This is a genomic window from Paraburkholderia aspalathi (assembly GCF_905220735.1).
Taxonomy (GTDB): domain Bacteria; phylum Pseudomonadota; class Gammaproteobacteria; order Burkholderiales; family Burkholderiaceae; genus Paraburkholderia; species Paraburkholderia aspalathi.
This window is the reverse complement of sequence record NZ_CAJNBA010000008.1, coordinates 152,666-171,750: the sequence shown is the minus strand read 5'-3', so window position 1 is coordinate 171,750 and position 19,085 is coordinate 152,666. Positions and strand designations below refer to the sequence as shown.

The following is a 19,085-nucleotide window of genomic DNA, read 5'->3' as shown; positions in this document are numbered from 1 at the left end:
TTGCTTTTTGTTTCGATTTACCTTCGCAACGCGCCTATGTCATCATCCTTTATATTGCTCCAAGGCACCGCATCGTTCTTCTTCCCAGAACTAGCTCGGGCTTTGCAGACGCGCGGGCACGTGGTTCAGAAGGTAAATTTTTGCGGCGGAGATTTGGTCTACTCTGGATTGCGCGACCAGTATAACTACGCAGGAACCGCGGAAGAACTTGAGTCGTGGTATTCACAGCTTCTCACGCAAAGCGGTGCAACCGATATCGTGCTCTTCGGTGATTGCCGTCCGGTCCATATGCCAATTCATTCGATCGCTGCCTCGCACGGCGCTCGCGTGCACGTTTTCGAGGAAGGATACGTTCGGCCGAATTGGATCACTCTGGAGCGTTTCGGTGTCAACGGGCGTTCCCAACTGCGTTGTGATGCAGATTGGCTGAAAGAGCATCGTCACATTATCCCTCCGGTTCCAGAGAGTCGGCACACTGGATACAATTTGCGTGAGCGTGCCTACCACGACATTCGCTATCGACTGGCAAACACTCTTTACGCGCGCCGTTTTCCACACTACGTCAGTCACCGTCCGCGTAACGGCGCAGTGGAATACGCTGGCTTGGCGATTGGCCTTGCACTGACAAAGAAACGCGAGCGATATGCTGCTGAGGTTACCGCGAGGTTGTTAGGCGGCGGGAACGACTATTACCTAGTCCCGCTTCAATTGAATTCCGACGCGCAGGTGGTGCACCATTCGCCTTTCGGCGGCATCAGCGACTTCGCTCAAGCGATTCTGAGATCCTTCGCATTGAATGCGCCGCAAGACGCGTCGCTGGTATTCAAGAGTCACCCTCTCGATACGGGACTGATCGATCATCGACGGAATCTGTTGGATCTTGCACGCGATCTAGGCGTTGATAACCGCGTTTATTTTATCAAGGGTGGTCATTTACCAACCTTGTTGAGCTATGCCCGAGGTGTAGCCGTGATCAATAGTACCGTCGGGCTTTCGGCACTTCACCATGGCCGGGCATTGATCGCTTTGGGTACGGCAGTCTATGACATGCCGGGAATGACTTGGCAAGGCACACTTGACGATTTCTGGTGTAGCGCATCCTCGCCGGACCGGGAGGTCTACCAGACTTTCCTGAACTATGTAATTGATCAGACTCAGATTAATGGTGATTTCTATACGCGAAGTGGTATAGCCATGGCAGTTACGGGTGTGATTGATCGGCTGGAGCCTTGCGCATGATGCTTGACCTGCCTGTTCGCCACATCGTGATCACCGGCGCGAGCGCAGGGCTCGGCCGCGCGCTCGCTCAGGCATATGCGGCGCCAGGCGTCGTTCTCGGTCTCATTGGCCGTGACGAGAAAAGACTTGAAGAAGCGGCCAGCGTCTGCCGCGCAAATGGCGCAAAAGTGGAAACCGGCCAGATCGACGTCCGCGACTCCGCCGCAATGCAAGCCTGGCTGCGCCAATTCGACGACGCTCACCCCATCGACCTGCTAATCGCCAACGCCGGCGCGGCCAGCACGCTTGCTTCCGTGCATGACTGGGAAGAACTCGAACGCACGGCCGCTATCGTCGACACTAACTTCTACGGCGTGATGCACGCGGTTTTGCCGGTCATCGCCCGCATGCGTCCGCGTCGCAGCGGCCAGATCGCGCTGATCAGCTCGCTTGCCGCATTGCGCGGCATGGCAATCTCACCGGCCTACTGCGCCAGCAAGGCAGCAATCAAAGCCTACGGTGATTCAGTCCGCCCGATCCTGTCGCGTGACGGCGTCCGCATGTCGATCGTCTTGCCCGGTTTCGTAAAGACGGCAATGAGCGACGTCTTCCCTGGAGACAAGCGGTTCCTCTGGTCGGCCGACAAAGCCGCCCAGCATATCCAGCACAAACTGAAAGCAGGGCGCGCCGAAATCGCTTTTCCCGGTCTGCTCGCGTTCGGCATGCGCCTTTTGCCATTGCTGCCCGCGGTAATGGCCGATGCGATTCTGGGTGGGTTGTCCTATTTGCCACGTGAGGAGCGCTGAGTGGATACGACGTTCGTGCTCAGCTTTGCGGCGGCCGCCGGTCTCGCGTTTCTGCCCGAAGCGATCGCGGTGCCGCGCGCGTCGCTGCGCCGCTCGCCGATCGCCTTTGCTTTGCATGTCGTCGCAATTGTTTTTATTTGCCTGTGCCTGTTGCTGATCACAGGGCGCGTGAGGTTTTCCGCGTTTGTCGCAATCGCGCTAGTCGCATTGCTTGCCGGCGTGAGCAACGCAAAATATGCGTCCCTGCGCGAGCCGTTTGTCTTTACCGATCTCAGTCTCTTCAGTCAGCTGTTTGCGCATCCGCGTTTGTACTTGCCGTTTCTCAGCGCAGGGACGGTGGCAGCGATCATCGTTGGCATCGCAGTGGTGATCGGTGGTTTCGTAGCAGACACGCCAATGGGCAACAGGCCGTTCGGTGCAATTGTGATCGCTGCTGCCGTCTGCCTCGCCGCGGCCTATCTGCTCGCCGCACGCTTGCCCCTCACATTGAATCCGTCCGACGACCAGAAGCGTCACGGTTTCTTCGCCGTTTTCATCGCCTATCTGCTGAACGGCATGAAGCCGGCCACGGCACGCCAGTTGCGCGACGCGCTGGCCACGGGTCCATTTGCCACGGGCGCGCCTCGGTCGACGCCCGACGTGATCCTGATCCAGAGCGAGTCGTTCTTCGACGCGCGCCGCCTCACTGAGTCGATCGCACCAGCCATCCTGGATCACTTCGACACCGCACGCCGCGAGTCGGTCCAGTGCGGTGAATTGACGGTCCCGGCGTGGGGCGCCAACACAATGCGCACGGAGTTCGCGGTCCTGACCGGTGTCGAGGGCGCGCAACTCGGCTATGCGCGTTTCTATCCGTACGCATTCGTGCGCAGGGCCTGCGCATCGCTCGCCTCGTGGTTCAAGCGGGGCGGCTATCAAACCAGGGCGATTCACCCGTACTACGCGGATTTTTTCGGCCGCGAACGCGCCTTCAAACATCTCCAGATCGACCGCTTTCTGGACATCGCATCGTTCAAGGATGCGCCGCGTGCCGGCCCGTACGTCGGTGATATGGCGGTTGCCGAATCGATTCTCAGCGCGCTCGACGAACCGCGCGACAAGCCTGCCTTCATCTTCGCGATGACGATGGAAAACCACGGGCCGCTGCATCTCGAACCGGTACACGCAGGCGAGGGCGCAGCCTTCCACACGCTCGGCGACGATGCGCGCTGGCGAGATCTGACCGCCTATCTGCGCCACCTCGCCAACGCCGATGCGATGCTTGGCCGCCTGCTTTCAGCGCTACGCGCGCGGCGCCGCGACACGGTGCTGTGCTTTTACGGCGATCACGTGCCCGCGCTGCCCCACGTATTTGGCGAACTCGGTTGCGAACCGGTTCGAAGCGACTACTTTATCTGGCGCAATTACGGCGAAGCGCCTGCCACGAATGAAGCTTTGCGCGCCGAACAACTCGGCCTCACCCTGATTCGAGCACTCGAACCAGGCCTGCCGGGCGGGGCGCCGGCGCGCACGTTGCACCCAATGACGGAACAATGACCAAACAGATTGCAATTGTGGGGATGGCCTGCCGTTTCCCCGGCCATGTCGAGAGCCCCGATGATTTCTGGGCGCTGCTGCGCGATGAAAAAGACGCGGTCACGCAAGTACCGGCAGACCGTTTCGGCACGGAGTTCTATCAGCACCCGTCCAAGCGCGAAGCGGGCAAGAGCTACACGTTCTCAGCCGGCGTGCTCGACGATGTCGCCGGTTTCGACGCAGCCTTCTTCGGCATCTCGCCGCGCGAAGCGCAGCAGATGGATCCGCAGCAACGCCTGTTGCTCGAACTCGCATGGGAAACCTTCGAGGATGCGGGCGTGCGTCCGCGCGACATGGAGGGCAGCAACTGCGCGGTCTACATCGGCGTGGCGAGTCCGGACTATGGCAATCGTTTCGTCGACGACCTGAACGCGGTCGATCCGTATTCGGCGACCGGCAATACACTCAGCATTGCGTCCAACCGTCTGTCCTATCTGTTCGATCTGCGCGGGCCGAGCGTGTCGGTCGATACGGCGTGTTCGTCTTCGCTGGTCGCCTTGCATCAGGCATGTCAGGCATTGCAATCGGGCGACGCCGAGATGGCGCTCGCGGGCGGCGTCAATCTTCTGCTGCATCCGTTCGGCTTTGTGACGTTCTCGAAAGCGTCGATGTTGTCGCCCCGCGGACGCTGCCGCGCATTCGACGCGACCGGCGACGGTTACGTGCGCTCGGAAGGCGGCGCGCTGGTGATGCTCAAGACGCTCGACCGTGCGCTGGCCGACGGCGACACGATCCACGCGGTGATCGCCGGTTCGGGCGTCAACTCGGACGGCTATTCGCAAGGCGGTATCAGCGTGCCGGGCGCCGCGACGCAAGCGGCATTGCTACGCACAGTCTACGAACGCGCGGGTGTCGATCCGCGCTCGCTTGCCTATGTCGAGGCGCACGGCACGGGAACGGCGGTCGGCGATCCGATTGAAGCGCGCGCCCTGATCGAAGTCGCGTCGGCGGGACGGCCGGTCGATCGGCCCTTGTTGATCGGCTCCGTGAAGACCAACGTTGGCCACCTCGAAACAGCTTCGGGGATGGCCGGTTTGATGAAGGCAATTCTGTGCCTGAAGCACCGTGCGGTGCCGAAGACGCTGCACTTCGAAACGCCGAATCCGGCGATTGATTTTGTCGGCGGCCGGTTGCGCGTCGTGGATCGTTTGACACCGCTCGGTAGTGGTGCGGAACCGCTGGTGATCGGCGTCAATTCGTTCGGGTTCGGCGGCACCAACGCACACATCGTTCTGCGGGAAGCACCGAAAGCACCGGCAGCACCTGTGGCGGATACCACCGTAAGAGTCGAATACGACTCAAAGGCCCCGTCGCCTTTGATCCTCTCGACTCGCACCGCAGCCGCACTGCCGGCGCTGGCGGCACGCTATATGTCGATGCTGGATAACGGCGCGCCCTGGAGCACACTGGCATCGAACGCGGCGCATCATCGCCAGTGGCTCAAGCATCGCGCAATCATCGCACCGTCGACCCCAGCCGAAGCGCGTGCGGCGCTCGCCGCGCTAGCCACGCCGACGTCGGATCAGACAGAAGCGGCGCTCGTGCAGGGCGAAACCCCGGGCGACGATACACGTCTTGCGCTGGTGTTTTCCGGCAACGGTTCGCAGTGGGCCGGCATGGGCAAGCAATTGCTCGAACAGGAGCCGGTGTTCCGCGCCGCGCTCGACGAGCTCGACGCGTTGTGGCGTGCCGACGGCAGTGCCTCGCTGGTCGAGGTGCTGCGCGAAGGTGTCACCGCCAACACGCTGGAAGCAACCGAGCACGCGCAACCGCTGCTATTTGCGATTCAGGTGGGGGTCGTGCGCGTCATCGAAGCGCGTGGCGTCGGCTATGACGTGTGCCTCGGCCACAGCGTCGGCGAAGTCGCTGCGGCGTGGGCGTCGGGTGCGCTGACGCTGGCACAAGCCGTACACGTGATCAAGATTCGCAGTCGCGCTCAGGCAAGCACGCGCGGCACGGGTCGAATGGCTGCTGCCGGGCTTGGCGAAGCGGCCATGCGTGCGCTGATGGTGCAACTCGGCGTGGACACCGCGGTGGAAGTCGCGGGGGTTAACAGCCCGCATGCGGTCACGCTGGCCGGCCCACTCGGTGCGTTGCAGGTGCTCGAAGCCGCGATGAAGGAAAGTGGTCGTTTCTTCCAGATGCTGGATCTGGACTATGCATTCCACAGCCGTCAGATGGATCCGATCGAGCCGAGCGTGCTGCAGGGCCTCGCGGATCTCGTGCCGAATGCTGCATCGCGTAGCTTCGTCTCGACGGTGACGGGTACCGAGCTCGCGGGCAACGAACTCGACGCGCAATACTGGTGGCGCAATATCCACGAGCCGGTGCGTTTCGGCGATGCCGTGGCTCAGGTCGCCCAGACGGGCGTGCGCCTGTTCCTCGAAGTCGGCCCGCATTCGATTCTGCGCACCTATGTGACGCAGACGCTAGACGATGCTCGGATCACCGGCCGCTCGTTGCCGACGCTCAAGCGCAACCACGACAGCGCGCAGATGCTGCACCACGCGATCTACGCGATGCTTGCGAATGGCGCGCGTGTCGACGTCGAACGGTTCGCGCCGACGAGCGCACGCGTGGCGCTACCGTCCTACCCTTGGCAACACGAACGCTATTGGCTTGGCCCGACCGCTGAGGCTTACAACCTGGTCAATCGCCGCCGCGAACATCCGCTGCTCGGTTACCGTCTGCGCGAGCACGCGCTCGCCTGGGAAAATCAGCTCGATCCGGCCGGTCTGCCGATGCTGGCCGACCACGTGGTCGATGGCGGCGTGGCGTTCCCCGGCGCAGGCTACGTCGAAATGGCGCTCGCCGCCGCGCGTGCGCATTTCGGCACGCAAAGCTGCGCTGTCGAGAACCTCGAAATCCGTCTGCCAGTGGTGTTCCAGCCGCAGCATTCGAAGCTGTTCCGCTTCACCGTCGACGTGCGTACCGCGAGTTTCACGATCGAAACACGCGATCGCATGTCAGACGAAGCGTGGTCGCTCAACGTCACCGGCCGCTTGCTGGCGAGCGGCTGTGCGCTGAGTACGGAAGGCGAGGCGGACGCGCTGCCGGCCACCACGCTCACCGAGCTGTTCGCGCAACCGGCCATGTCCGGCACAACGCTGTATGCGAACACCACCGCGATCGGCTTGAGCTACGGTCCGGCGTTTCAATGGGTGCGCGCGGTGCACGTCGACGCGAATGCCGGCATGGCGCTCGCGGAAGTGGAAGTCCCCGCTGTCCTCGCGCAAGCCGAGTCCGGCTCGGAACCGAGTGCCTATGCGCTTCATCCGGCCCTGATGGACAGCGGGTTCCATCCGCTGTTCGCCTTGCTCGCATCGGCGGATCAAGCTGAGATCGAACACGCGGCCTATGTGCCGGTGCAAATCGGACGCATCGACTATCTGCGCGGCGACGCGATCCGCTACGTGGTCGCACGGATCGAACGGCGCAGTCCGCATTCGGTCGTGGCGTCGTTCGAATTCGCCGACGCGCATGGCGCGATCGTCGCGCGGCTCGGCGCATGCCGCTTCCGCCGCGTCGATCTGATGGGGCGCCGTCAGCATGCGCCTGCACGTTACGCCTATATCGTCGAGGCCAAACCGCTTGCCGCTGACCTCGATGCACGCATGTTGCCGGAGCCAGCCGCGTTGCTGGAAGCTGCCGCTGCAGCATTGGCCTCGCATGAAGATCAGCCGCGCAGACAGGCACATCTGACTGAAATGCTGCCGCTGCTCGACGTGCTCGCTAGCGCTTACGCATTGAATGCCCTCGATGCGATTGACGTGTTTGCGCAACCGTCGTTGCCGGACTGTGCGCATCCGGCCCTGCTAGCGCGTCTCGTGCAGATCGTCGTTGAAGACGGCCTCGCGCAGCGCGACGGTACACGTCTCGTGCGAGACGCCGTGGCCTGCGAGAATCTGCCGGGCATCGATGAACTGTGGCGCGACCTGCTTGCGCAGTCGCCCGCGCACGTGGCCGAACTGACGCTGCTTGCGCATTGCGGCGCAGCGCTGCCTGCCGTGTTGCGCGGCGAAGTTAGCGGCGCGCAGATTCTGCCGCCGTCGCGCAGCAGTCTGGTCGAGCACTTCTTCGAAGCTTCGCCGACGTGGGCCCACGTCAATGCGCTGACCGGCGCCTGCCTGCATCGGGCGATCGAAGGGTGGAGCGAATCGCGCCGCTTGCGCGTGCTCGAACTCGATTCGCCATCGAGCGATGTGCTGCAGCCGCTCGCGATTCACGTGCCAGTGTCGCGCTGCGACTACACGATTGCAGGCACGCATGAGCAGTTGAGTGGCTTCGACGCGAGCGAGCATCCGTCCGTGCGGATCGCCAACATTGAGTTCGGTGATGCACCGCGCCTGTCAGGCATCGAAGCCGGCGAGCGTTATGACATCGTTGTGGCGAGCCACGTGCTTGCCGCACAGACGGAACCACGTGCACTACTCAACGCGCTGCGCGGCTGGCTCGCGCCGGGCGCGCTGGTCGTGATCGCGGAGCCGCGCAATAGCCGCTTCGCCGATATCGTGTTCGATCTCGATGCGGATGCCGCGCACGCCAACGCGCGCCGTGCGGCATGGTTGTCGCCGGTAGCCTTGACGAAACACCTTGAAGAAGCGGGCTTCGAACAGGTCACACGGCATACAGAGCAGGGTCTGGATCTCGAAGGCGCACCGACGCTGATCGTCGCACGCGAGCCGCATAGCGGCACTACTCCTGGCAACGAGAGCGAAGCACAGACGCCGTCGGCGCATTGGTCCCTGCTGTACGCAGCGGAAACCGGCGTCGACGAGACCCTGGCTGCTGCCTTGCGGGCAGCCGGCCACACGACGTCGAGCAACACGCTCAAGGCGTTGCGTCACGACATGAGCAAGCTGGCCGTGCCGGCAGAGCGTGCGCATCACATCGTATTTATCGCGCCGAATCACACGCTGTCCGCCGATGCGGATGGCGCAGAAGTGATGCACGTCCAGCAGCAGACCACGCTCGCGCTAGTGCAACTTGTGCGCGATCTCACCGCGGTTACTGGCGTCATACAGCCGCAATTGTGGATCGTGACGCGCGGCGGTGCGCCTGTCGCCACACCGTTTGCCGGTGCCACGACGTTGCGTCCCGAGCAGGCGGCGATGTGGGGGCTCGGCCGTGTGCTGGCCAACGAGCATCCGGAACTGTCGTGCCGTTTGATCGACGTATCGCCGGCGTGCCGCGATGCTGGCGTCCAGTTGGCGCGTGAGCTGCTCGCGTCCGACGGTGAAGAAGAAGTGCTGCTCACCGCACACGGCCGCTATGTGCCGCGCATGCTGTCTGCGGCGAGCGCTGCATTGCGCAGCAAATCGACTGCCTCGGTACGTCCGCAGAGCGAAGCGGCGGTGCTCGGTTTTGCGTCGCCTGGCTCGTTGCGCAACCTGGAATGGTTCGCACTGCCGCAACGCGAACTCGCGGCGGATGAAGTCGAAATCGAACCGGTTGCAACGGGTCTGAATTTCCGTGACGTGATGTACGCGATGGGCTTGCTGTCCGACGAAGCCGTTGAAAACGGTTTTGCCGGCGCGACGATCGGTATGGAACTGTCGGGGCGCGTCTCACGCGTCGGTCGGGACGTGCAGCGATTCGCACCGGGCGATGCGGTACTCGGTTTCGCACCGGCGTCCTTCGCGAGCCACGTGCGTACGAAGGCCGAGGCCATCGCCCGCAAGCCCGAACGTCTCACTTTTGAAGAAGCAGCGACGGTACCGACCACCTTTTTCACGGCGTACTACGCGCTGAGCGAGTTGGCGCGACTGCGCCGCGGCGAGCGCGTGCTGGTGCACGGTGCGGCGGGCGGAGTAGGGATCGCGGCGATCCAGCTCGCGCGCCACCTGGGTGCGGAAGTGTTTGCAACGGCGGGCAGCCGCGAGAAGCGCGAATTCGTGCGTCTGCTCGGCGCTGATCACGTGTTCGATTCGCGCAGCCTGGCGTTTGCCGATGAAATCCGTGAGCGCACGCGAGGTGCAGGCGTCGATATCGTGCTCAATTCGCTTGCCGGTGAAGCGATGGTGCGCAGCATCGACACGCTGCGTCCGTTCGGCCGTTTCCTCGAACTCGGCAAGCGCGACTTCTACGAAAACAGCCGTATCGGCTTGCGGCCGTTCCGCAACAACATCAGCTATTTCGGCATCGATGCCGACCAGTTGATGAACGCATTGCCGGATCTGACCTCGTGTCTGTTCGAAGAGGTCATGCAACTGTTCACGCGCGGCGTGTTGCATCCGCTGCCTTATCGCGCGTTTCCGGCGGAACGCGTCGAGGAAGCATTCCGTCACATGCAGCAGGCACGTCAGATTGGCAAGATCCTCGTGACGTATCCGGCGGGTACGCCGAGTCCGTCGCGCGCGACGGCCGGCGCTGAAGCGCTGCAACTCGATCCGGCAGCAGCGTATTTGATCGTCGGCGGCACGGGCGGGCTTGGTTTTGCCACTGCCCGCTGGATGATGTCGCGCGGCGCACGACATCTGACGCTCGCGAGCCGTTCAGGCGTGCTCGTACCGGAGCTGACCGCAGAGGCTGCGCGTTGGCGCGAAGAAAACGGCACACAGGTGCACACGGCGGCCTGCGACGTCACGAACGCAGCCGCGCTCGACGCGCTGCTCTCCGATATCGCCGCGCGCGGAACGCCGCTCAAGGGTGTGCTCCATTCGGCGATGGTGATTGACGACAGTCTCGTACGCAATCTCGACGACGCACGTTTCGCCGCAGTGCTCGCGCCGAAGCTGGCCGGCGCATGGAACCTGCACCGTGCCACGCGCGCTGCGAAACTCGATTTCTTCGTGGTCTATTCATCGGCGACGACTTTCCTTGGCAATCCAGGGCAGTCGAGTTACGTCGCGGCCAACAGCTTCCTCGAGGCGCTGATCGCCCAGCGCCGCGCGGCCGGCTTGCCGGGCACGTACATGGCATGGGGCCCGCTGGACGACGTTGGCTTCCTCGCGCGCAACGCAGAGACCCGTGAGGCGCTGCAGGCGCGCATCGGCGGCTTGTCGATTACGTCGGCCGAAGCGCTCGCGGCGCTGGAGCGTGCGATCGTCGATATGAACGCCGGCGAAGCGATAGTTCGGCTCGACTGGCAGGCGCTTTCGCTCGGCATGCCGGCCGCGCGCGCTCGCCGCTACACGGAGCTGCATGCACGCGGCAGTCACGAACCGGCACGCCAGGGCGGCGCGCAGATGCGCGACCAGATTCTCGGCCTGGCATTCGCGGATGCCTTGCAGATGGTCGAAGAAACCTTGCAGGCACAGATCGCACGCATCCTGCACATGTCGCCGGAAAAAATCGAAGCCGGCCGCTCGATCCTCGATATGGGCATGGATTCGCTGATGGGGATGGAGCTCGGCATGGCGGTCGAAGAGAGTTTCCAGGTCAAGCTGTCGATCATGACGATGGCCGAAGGCGCAACGGTGCGTTCATTGGCGCAGCGGATCGTCGAATCGATCCAGACGCAGGACGATGTGGCGGAGCCAAACGGTGTCGCGGCGCAGGTGGCGGCGGTCGCCGCGCAACATGCGCTCGATGTCGGCGCTCATGCGCTGGCCGATGTCGCCGATGCGTTGTCGGGGCAAGCGGATACGGCAACACCTGTCCCGACACCAGCCGCGACGGAGCTCGTCTGATGAACGCACCCACAGGCTGGCGCCGCCGTGAAGGGACGCTCGCGCGGCCGCTGGCGTTAAGCGGTCACGGTCTGCATACCGGACGGCGCGTGAATGTGCGGATTCTTCCCGTCGATGCCGATGGTCCGCGTGGCATCGTGTTTCGCCGCATGCAGGGCGCAGGTGTGCTGGCTGAGCTCGCGGTGAGCCCGTCGTTACGACGCGGCCAGCCGCTTTGCACGATGCTCGAAAGCGCCAATGGCGTTCGTGTGCGCACCATCGAGCACCTGCTGGCGTCGCTGCTGACCTGCGAAATTGATCGTGCGACTGTCGAACTGGATGCCGAAGAAGTACCGATTCTCGATGGCAGCGCCCAGCCGTGGATCGAGGCGATCCATGCGTGCGGACGAAGCGAATTGCCGCACGCCAAGCGTTTTATTCGCGTGCTGCGTCCAGTGAAGATAGCCGACGGCGAGGGCACACGCGATGAGCGCAGTATCTCCATCGAACCGTCGGCCGCTTATGAAATGGCCGTGCGCAACGACCTCAAAGGCTTCGGTGCATTGCGTTGGGACGGCGCGGTGACGCCTAAGAGTTTTGCCGAGGAGATCGCACCCTCGCGTTCATACGGACGCGTCAAATGGGCCATCCCCGCAATTCTCGCCGGTTATGTGCGCGGCATGCCGATTCTGCGCGGCGCACGCCTGTCGTGTACTGCTGCGATCGTCGGCAACCGCGTGCTGGGTGGAATGCGTGTGCCGGATGAGTTCGTGCGGCACCGCGTGCTGGATCTGGTCGGCGACATGGCGATGGCCGGCGCGCCGCTGCTCGGTCGCGTCACCGCATTGCGGCCGAGTCATGAAATGAACTACCGGCTGGTTGCCGAACTGCTCGCCACGCGTGACGCATGGGAATGGGCTGAATTTCCGGCTTGATATCGACATCAGGCCGGCACCTCACAGGGTTATCTGAACAGCATGGGATTGGGTGATCATATCCGTCAGCAACTCGCCGCGAAGGCGTTGATGCGGCAATTGGAGCGCGTCTCCGAAGAGGCGCAGACCCCTGGCGCGCCGTTGCCCGCCGGTGGCACACGCGCGGCGCAAGACGTTTCGCGCGCTGCTCTGTGCAGCTTCAAGACCATGCCGGGTTATCAGCAGGTCGAAATATTGCGGCAGATGGGCGAGAAGCTGCAGGTGGAGTCGCCGTTTTTTCGCGTGCATGAAGGTATTGCGGGCGCGACCACCCAAATTGGCGGCGCGCAATATCTGAACTACGCGAACTACAACTATCTCGGCCTTGCCGGCGATCCGCTCGTATCCGCGCGAGCGAAAGAAGCGATTGATCGCTACGGTACGTCGGCATCGGCGAGCCGGATGGTGGCGGGCGAGCGGCCCGTGCAGCGCGAACTCGAAGCGGCGCTTGCCTCGTTGTACGAGGTGGACGATTGCGTCGTGTTCGTGAGCGGCCATGCCACCAACGTGACAGTGATCGGCTCGCTGTTCGGTCCCGGCGATCTGATCGTGCATGACTCACTCGCGCACAACAGTATCGTGCAGGGCGCGCAATTGAGCGGTGCGAAACGGCTGAGTTTTCCGCACAACGACTGGCAGGCGCTTGATGCGCTGCTCGCACGCGTACGGCACGATTACCGGCGTGTGCTGATCGCGATCGAAGGCCTGTACAGCATGGATGGGGACATACCCGATCTGGCTCAATTCGTCGACATCAAGCGCCGGCATGCCGCGTTTCTGATGGTTGACGAGGCGCACTCGCTCGGCGTGCTGGGCGAGCGAGGCCGGGGCGTTCGCGAGCATTGCGGCGTGGCGAGCGGCGACGTCGATATCTGGATGGGCACGCTCAGCAAAACACTTGCGGGATGCGGCGGGTTTATCGCCGGCTCGCAGGCACTGATCGATATCTTGCGGCATCTCGCGCCCGGCTTCCTGTATAGCGTGGGCCTTGCGCCTGCACTGGCGGCAGCGTCGCTTGCAGCGCTCGAACGGCTGATTGCTGAACCGGCGCGGGTGGCGCTGCTGCGTGCGCGCGGCAAGCAGTTTCTCGACGAAGCGCGCGCCGCGGGTCTCGACACGGGCAAGAGCGCCGGTTATGCAGTCGTGCCGATCATTACCGGCAGCACCTTGAAAGCCGCGCAGTGGGCCAACGCGATGTTTGCTGAAGGCATCAACGTACAGCCGATTTTCTATCCCGCCGTCGAAGAAAAGGCGGCGCGTCTGCGGTTTTTTATCTGTTCGACGCATGAGCCGGAACAGATCAGTCGAACCATCGCGGCGCTCAAGCGCCTGCCGCGTTAAAGAGGGACACTCGCCATGTACGCCGTTGAATCAGAGCGCGCTCGCACATCAAAGCAGGGGCAGGAAGCGGGTGCTTTGCAGTTCCGCCCGGCGCGAGCAGAAGACGCAGAGGCGTGCGCGCGGTTGATCTTCGCCTCGGGTGTGCGTGAGTTCGGGTTCTTTCTCGGCGAACCCGACCATCGGTGCATCGAGTTTCTGCAATTCGCGTTCACGTCGAAACACGGCCGTTTCTCCTACCGGCGGCACCGCGTCGCCGTGACGGGCGACGATAACGTATTGGCTGTGCTTGCCATGCATGACGGCAGGACCATCTGGTTTGACGATCCTCATGTTGCGCTGATGCTGACGGTGTTTTTTGGCGTGCGCAGCACCGTGGGCATGCTGTTGCGTGGGCTCGTGCTGGAGAGTGAATTGCCCGCACCGAAGTCGTCACAAACGCTGATTGCACATTGCGCGACGGATGAACAGATGCGGGGTATGGGTGTGTTCAGTGCGCTATTTACCAGCGTATTGCGCGCGGACCTGATACACGTCGAGCCCGATCGGCAGATCGTACTGGACGTATTGGTCAGCAATCGGCGTGCGTACGATCTGTATCAACGCCTGGGCTTTGTCGAACTGCCACGCCGGGCGCCAATCTCGCGCCGTTTGCCGCAGGAACTGGAATCGGTACGAATGCAGCTTATGCGCCGGGCTTGAATGGGGGCCGGGGGAGCAGGGCGCGCACATTCAAACAATATCTAGAGAGAAAAGAGAAAAAGACCATGCATATTTATCCAGTCATTCTTTGCGGTGGAAGCGGCACGCGGCTGTGGCCAATGTCGCGCGGTGGATATCCGAAGCAGTACCTCAAGTTGACGGGCGAAAACACCCTGGTTCAGCAAACCGCCCTGCGCCTGCGAGGTATCGCCGACGTCGCATCGCCGATCGTCGTCACAAACAATGAGCAGCGCTTTCTTGTGGCCGAGCAGTTGCGCCAGGTCGATGTCGTCTCGTCGGCGATCGTGCTCGAGCCGGCCAGCCGCAACACGGCGCCTGCTATCGCGGTAGCGGCGTTGCTGGCCATGCGTGAAAGCCCGGACGCGCTGCTGCTCGTTCTGCCGTCCGATCACGTGATTAAAGGCGAAGCGGCTTTCATTAAAGCGGCCGAAGCCGCAGCGCAGATTGCCAAAGACGGCTATCTGGTCACGTTCGGTATTACGCCAACCGAACCGCACACTGGCTACGGCTACATCCGTTCAGGCGCGAGCCTTGTCGAAGGCGAGCCAACCTTCGCGGTAGATTCCTTCGTCGAGAAGCCGGACGCCGCGACGGCGCAACGTTTTCTTGAGGATGGCAGCTACTACTGGAATAGCGGCATGTTCATGCTGAAAGCGTCCACCTACATGGAGGAGCTGCGGCGCTACGAGCCTGAAATCGCGAAGCAGGCGGAGCTTTCGCTCGAGAGTGCGCAGCGCGACAACGATTTCGTCCGTCTCGAAGCACAAAGCTTCTCGGCCTGTCCCAACATCTCGGTCGACCATGCCGTAATGGAAAAAACGAAGCGCGCCGCCGTGGTCGCGGTGGCGGATCTCGGCTGGAACGACATCGGCTCGTGGACGGCGCTCGCCGACATTGCGGAGCGCGATGCACAGTACAACGCGCTGATCGGCGATGTGCTGACCGACGCCGTGACCAATTCGTACATCCGCGCTGAACACCGGCTGGTGGCTGCGATCGGGCTGGATAACGTCGTGATCGTCGAGACCGCTGATGCCGTGCTCGTGGCGCATCGCGACCAGGCGCAGGACGTCAAAAAGATCGTCGCGCAGTTGAATGCCATGGGACGTCACGAGTCGGTCACGCACCGTCGCGTGGTGCGGCCATGGGGATCGTACGAAGGCATCGATAGCGGCGACCGGTTCCAGGTCAAGCGCATCGTCGTCAGCCCCGGCGCGCAATTGAGTTTGCAGATGCATCACCATCGTGCGGAGCATTGGATCGTCGTCAAGGGCACCGCGCTCGTTACCAACGGCGACAAAGAGATCATCCTGACCGAAAACCAATCGACGTACATTCCGCTTGGGGTGACGCACCGGTTGCTGAATCCGGGCAAGATTCCGCTCGAGTTGATCGAGGTGCAGTCCGGCGCCTATCTCGGCGAGGACGACATCGTGCGTTTCGAAGACACCTATGGGCGTGTTCGAGATTGACGGGCCTCGAAACACACGTTAGCATCGTTTCCATGATCGCATCTATCCATTCCCGTTCGCATTCTTTGCACGCATGCTGTTGCAGCCTGCCAAGGGGAGCTTGCGTCTAGAGAGTCGATCTGTACACGTCCGTATTCCTGAGGCCACCCGTCACAAGACCGGTGGCTTTTTGTTTTGATCTTTTCGTTTTCGCTCTCACGCACTTACGTTCACTAACGCGCTCAACACCACAGGAATTCACATGCCACTCGTCCTGTACGACACATGGTCGCGCACCTTACGCGCTTTTACGCCGATTCAAGCGGACCATGTGGGGCTGTATTGCTGCGGTCCAACCGTGTACGACCACGCGCATATCGGCAACCTTCGCACCTACGTATTCGAAGACGTGCTGCGCCGCGTGATGACATTGAACGGCTACACCGTGCGGCACGTCGTCAATATCACCGACGTCGGCCATCTGGTTTCCGATGCCGACGAAGGCGAAGACAAAATGGAGAAGGGCAGCCGCCGCACCGGCGAATCGGCGTGGGCGATCGCCGAGCGATATACCGAAGCCTTCATGAGCGACTGGCACGCGTTGAACCTGCTCGAGCCTGCCCTCTGGTGCCGCGCAACCGATCACATCGTCGAGCAGATCGATTTCATTGCCGACCTCGAACGCAACGGCTATACGTACCGCACGGCCGACGGCGTCTACTTCGACACGAGCAAACAGGACGATTACGGCTTTCTCGCACGTCTCGATGTCGCCGGCCTGCAGGCCGGCAAGCGTGTGGCGTTAGGAGAGAAACAGCACGCAACGGATTTCGCGCTATGGAAATTCAGTCCGCCGGACACCATGCGGCAAATGGAGTGGGATAGCCGGTGGGGCCGGGGTTTCCCCGGTTGGCATATCGAGTGCTCGGCGATGTCGGCGAAATACCTCGGCTCGTGGTTCGACATTCATTGCGGCGGAGAGGATCACATCGCCGTGCATCACAGCAATGAAATCGCGCAGACTCAGGCACGCCATGGAACCCGCCTCGCGAACTTCTGGATGCACGGCCATTTCCTCACGCTGGACGCCGGCAAGATGTCGAAGTCGGGCGGCGATTTCGTGCGGTTGCAGACGTTGATCGATCGAGGCGTCGATCCGCTCGCGTATCGCTACTTGTGCCTCAGCGCGCATTATCGGAGCACGCTGCGCTTCAATCTCGAAGCGCTCGATGCCGCGCAATCTGCGTTGGACCGTTTGCGTCGAGCCTATGTGCAATGGCCCGAAGGAGGCGCGCCCGATGCGAACAGCGTCGAACGTTTCAAGGCCGAGGTCGACCAGGATCTGAATCTGCCGCGCGCGCTCGCCGTGCTGTGGGATGTGGTGAGAAGCGATCTCCCGGCGGCGACGCGACGGGCGACGGTCGATCGATTCGACGCCGTGCTAGGACTCCGGCTCGCCGACTGGAAGGAAGATGTGCCTGATGTTCCCGCCGATATCGCGCTTATCTTCGATGCGCGTGACAAGGCCCGCGCGGCCAAGGACTGGACCGAGGCTGATCGTCTGCGTGAGCAATTAAGAGCCGAGGGCTGGCTCGTGGACGACGGTCCGGGTGGGCAGGTGCTGCGTCCGCGCGATACAGGGAAGTAACGATATCCTGGCGTGGCAATGAAAAGTAGACGGGCCGCCATGCTGGCCCGTCTATCCTCACGCTTCACGCGGTTTCTCGCGATGCCTAAAGCGGCACCACGACAGGCTCGGAGTGGCAAGGCGGCTTGCCGTATGGGACATGGACAGGCCCACAACCCCAATGAATCGGCGGACACTCCCAGCCGCGCCGAACGACAATGGGCGGCATCATCCCGCCGGGGCAAGCAGACGGTGCTTCCCGCGTGAGGTAGGCGATGCCGCCGCGGACGGATTGCGAAGCCGCGCGGTCGAGTTCATCGGCGCGGGGCAAATCTTTGAGAACTAGCGTTTTCATGGTGGATCTCCGGTAGGGTTGGATTAACAGTGAGCCCGGGTATCGCCGCGCTCATTGATTCCCTTTGCACACACCATGCCATCCGCCGCAAAGCGGCATGGCGTCCACATCAACCGATCTCGCGCGCGCAAGATGGTTGAGATACACCGACTCGTGACGCTATGGTGTTGGTGCACTACCAACAGCTACGCCCGCCGGAATTGCGGGCACAATAAGTAACCTCGCGCCACTCGCGCACGAATCGCCGATTTCCATTAGCAAGCAAAGGAGGATGTATGAGCCAGCAGAAAGCCATCGAATATTCCGCAGCTTCGCCTGAAGTCAAAGCCGTCTATGACGACATCAAGCAGACCCGCCAGGTCGACGACGTCAATAACTTCTGGAAATACATCGCCCAGCATCCGCCTACGCTCGCGCGCACCTGGGACAGCCTGAAGGACGTGATGGCGCCGGGGGCGCTCGATCCGCTGATCAAGGAATTGCTTTACGTCGCGGTGAGCGTGACGAACAACTGCGGGTACTGCGTCGCGAGCCATACGGCTGCGGCCCGCCGCGCGGGTATGACCGATGAGATGTTTGGCGAACTGCTGGCGGTGGTCGGTATGGCGAATGAGACCAACCGCCTCGCGGTGGGGTATCGCGTGCCGATCGACCCCGCCTTCGAGTAAGGTCGTCGAGTAAGGGCGAGCGCGCTTAACCCCGCGCTTAACTCTGTACGCCGCGCCATCCGGCGAGCAGCGCGGGCAGGTCGGCCATGTCGCGGAAGACGTGAACCGCGCCCGCGCCATGCAAGGCGGTAGCGCTGCTGTGGCTCAGTTCTTTCGGACAGTAGCCGAACACTGTGGCGCCGGCGGCTACGCCCGCCGTGACGCCCGTGACGGTATCGTCAACCACGGCGCAACGTTGCGGTTCTACGCCGAGGCTTGCGGCCGCGGCGAGATAGACATCGGGATACGGCTTGTTGCGCGGCGTTTCATGACCGCTGGAGATGCGCCCTTCGAAGCAGTCGAGAATACCGGCCTTCACCAGTTGCAATTCCACTTTGATGCGATCCGCGCCGGACGCGACAGCAATGCGTCCATTGAGCGACGCATAAAGCGCGCGCACTGCCGACGCCGCGCCGTCAATCGCCACCAGTTCGCGATCGAGCGCCTCATTGCGGCGCGCACGAAATTGCATGAGCCATTCCGTTGTAATCGCGAAACCGGTGCGCGCTTCGATGAGTGCGGCTTCATCCCTGACGGCCTTGCCGACAAAAATTTGCATCGCCTCTTCAACGCTCAATTGCCAGCCTAACTCGCCGAGCATTTCGGTGAGCACGCGGCTAGTGATGGGTTCGGAGTCGACGAGCACGCCGTCGCAGTCGAAAAGTACGGCGTCGAAAGGGAAATCGGCCATCGGGCAGGGT

Annotated in this window: 12 protein-coding genes; 10 read left to right on the top strand and 2 right to left on the bottom strand. The window is 62.4% G+C overall.

All coding sequences use genetic code 11. The annotated features are described in order from the left end of the window. The first annotated feature begins 36 nt into the window (after positions 1 to 36). The 9 genes from KHO30_RS33190 to cysS all read left to right on the top strand — a co-directional run bounded on the left by KHO30_RS33190 (position 37) and on the right by cysS (position 17,343). Positions 37 to 1,239: a capsule biosynthesis protein gene (locus tag KHO30_RS33190; protein WP_093644539.1), complete on the top strand. Its 1,203-nt coding sequence runs from the start codon at positions 37 to 39 to the stop codon at positions 1,237 to 1,239. After that, positions 1,239 to 2,024 (top strand): SDR family NAD(P)-dependent oxidoreductase, encoded by a 786-nt coding sequence (locus KHO30_RS33185; protein ID WP_425312933.1) that lies wholly within the window; start codon positions 1,239 to 1,241, stop codon positions 2,022 to 2,024. Before KHO30_RS33190 ends, KHO30_RS33185 begins: the two co-directional genes overlap by 1 nt. Next, positions 2,025 to 3,560, top strand: a complete 1,536-nt coding sequence (locus tag KHO30_RS33180) for an LTA synthase family protein (protein ID WP_211703459.1) — start codon at positions 2,025 to 2,027, stop codon at positions 3,558 to 3,560. Further along, positions 3,557 to 11,230, top strand: coding sequence for a type I polyketide synthase (locus KHO30_RS33175; protein WP_211703458.1), 7,674 nt, complete (start codon positions 3,557 to 3,559; stop codon positions 11,228 to 11,230). The genes KHO30_RS33180 and KHO30_RS33175 overlap by 4 nt, the downstream gene beginning before the upstream one ends. Next, on the top strand, positions 11,230 to 12,144 hold the full coding sequence (locus KHO30_RS33170; RefSeq protein WP_093644531.1) for a UDP-3-O-acyl N-acetylglycosamine deacetylase: 915 nt from the start codon (positions 11,230 to 11,232) through the stop codon (positions 12,142 to 12,144). Before KHO30_RS33175 ends, KHO30_RS33170 begins: the two co-directional genes overlap by 1 nt. Before the next feature lie 42 nt (positions 12,145 to 12,186). Continuing rightward, a complete protein-coding gene (locus KHO30_RS33165) occupies positions 12,187 to 13,524 on the top strand; it encodes an aminotransferase class I/II-fold pyridoxal phosphate-dependent enzyme (protein ID WP_211703457.1) in 1,338 nt (445 codons plus the stop codon). A gap of 15 nt (positions 13,525 to 13,539) precedes the next feature. Next, positions 13,540 to 14,223 (top strand): GNAT family N-acetyltransferase, encoded by a 684-nt coding sequence (locus tag KHO30_RS33160; protein WP_211703456.1) that lies wholly within the window; start codon positions 13,540 to 13,542, stop codon positions 14,221 to 14,223. Positions 14,224 to 14,288: 65 nt separating this feature from the next. Next, positions 14,289 to 15,716 (top strand): mannose-1-phosphate guanylyltransferase/mannose-6-phosphate isomerase, encoded by a 1,428-nt coding sequence (locus tag KHO30_RS33155; protein WP_093644525.1) that lies wholly within the window; start codon positions 14,289 to 14,291, stop codon positions 15,714 to 15,716. 241 nt (positions 15,717 to 15,957) lie between these two features. Next, positions 15,958 to 17,343: a cysteine--tRNA ligase gene (gene cysS, locus KHO30_RS33150; RefSeq protein ID WP_211703455.1), complete on the top strand. Its 1,386-nt coding sequence runs from the start codon at positions 15,958 to 15,960 to the stop codon at positions 17,341 to 17,343. 85 nt (positions 17,344 to 17,428) lie between these two features. Here the strand turns inward: cysS and KHO30_RS33145 are convergent, their stop codons facing one another. After that, positions 17,429 to 17,677, bottom strand: coding sequence for a hypothetical protein (locus KHO30_RS33145; protein ID WP_093644521.1), 249 nt, complete (start codon positions 17,675 to 17,677; stop codon positions 17,429 to 17,431). A gap of 275 nt (positions 17,678 to 17,952) precedes the next feature. Here KHO30_RS33145 and KHO30_RS33140 point away from each other — a divergent pair, with 275 nt between their 5' ends. Beyond that, positions 17,953 to 18,345 carry a carboxymuconolactone decarboxylase family protein gene (locus tag KHO30_RS33140; protein ID WP_093644519.1) on the top strand — a complete coding sequence of 131 codons (393 nt, stop codon included), beginning with the start codon at positions 17,953 to 17,955 and terminating at the stop codon, positions 18,343 to 18,345. Between the two features lie 37 nt (positions 18,346 to 18,382). Here KHO30_RS33140 and KHO30_RS33135 read toward each other — a convergent pair whose 3' ends face one another. Beyond that, positions 18,383 to 19,075 carry an HAD family hydrolase gene (locus tag KHO30_RS33135; RefSeq protein ID WP_211703454.1) on the bottom strand — a complete coding sequence of 231 codons (693 nt, stop codon included), beginning with the start codon at positions 19,073 to 19,075 and terminating at the stop codon, positions 18,383 to 18,385. Between the last annotated feature and the right edge of the window lie 10 nt (positions 19,076 to 19,085).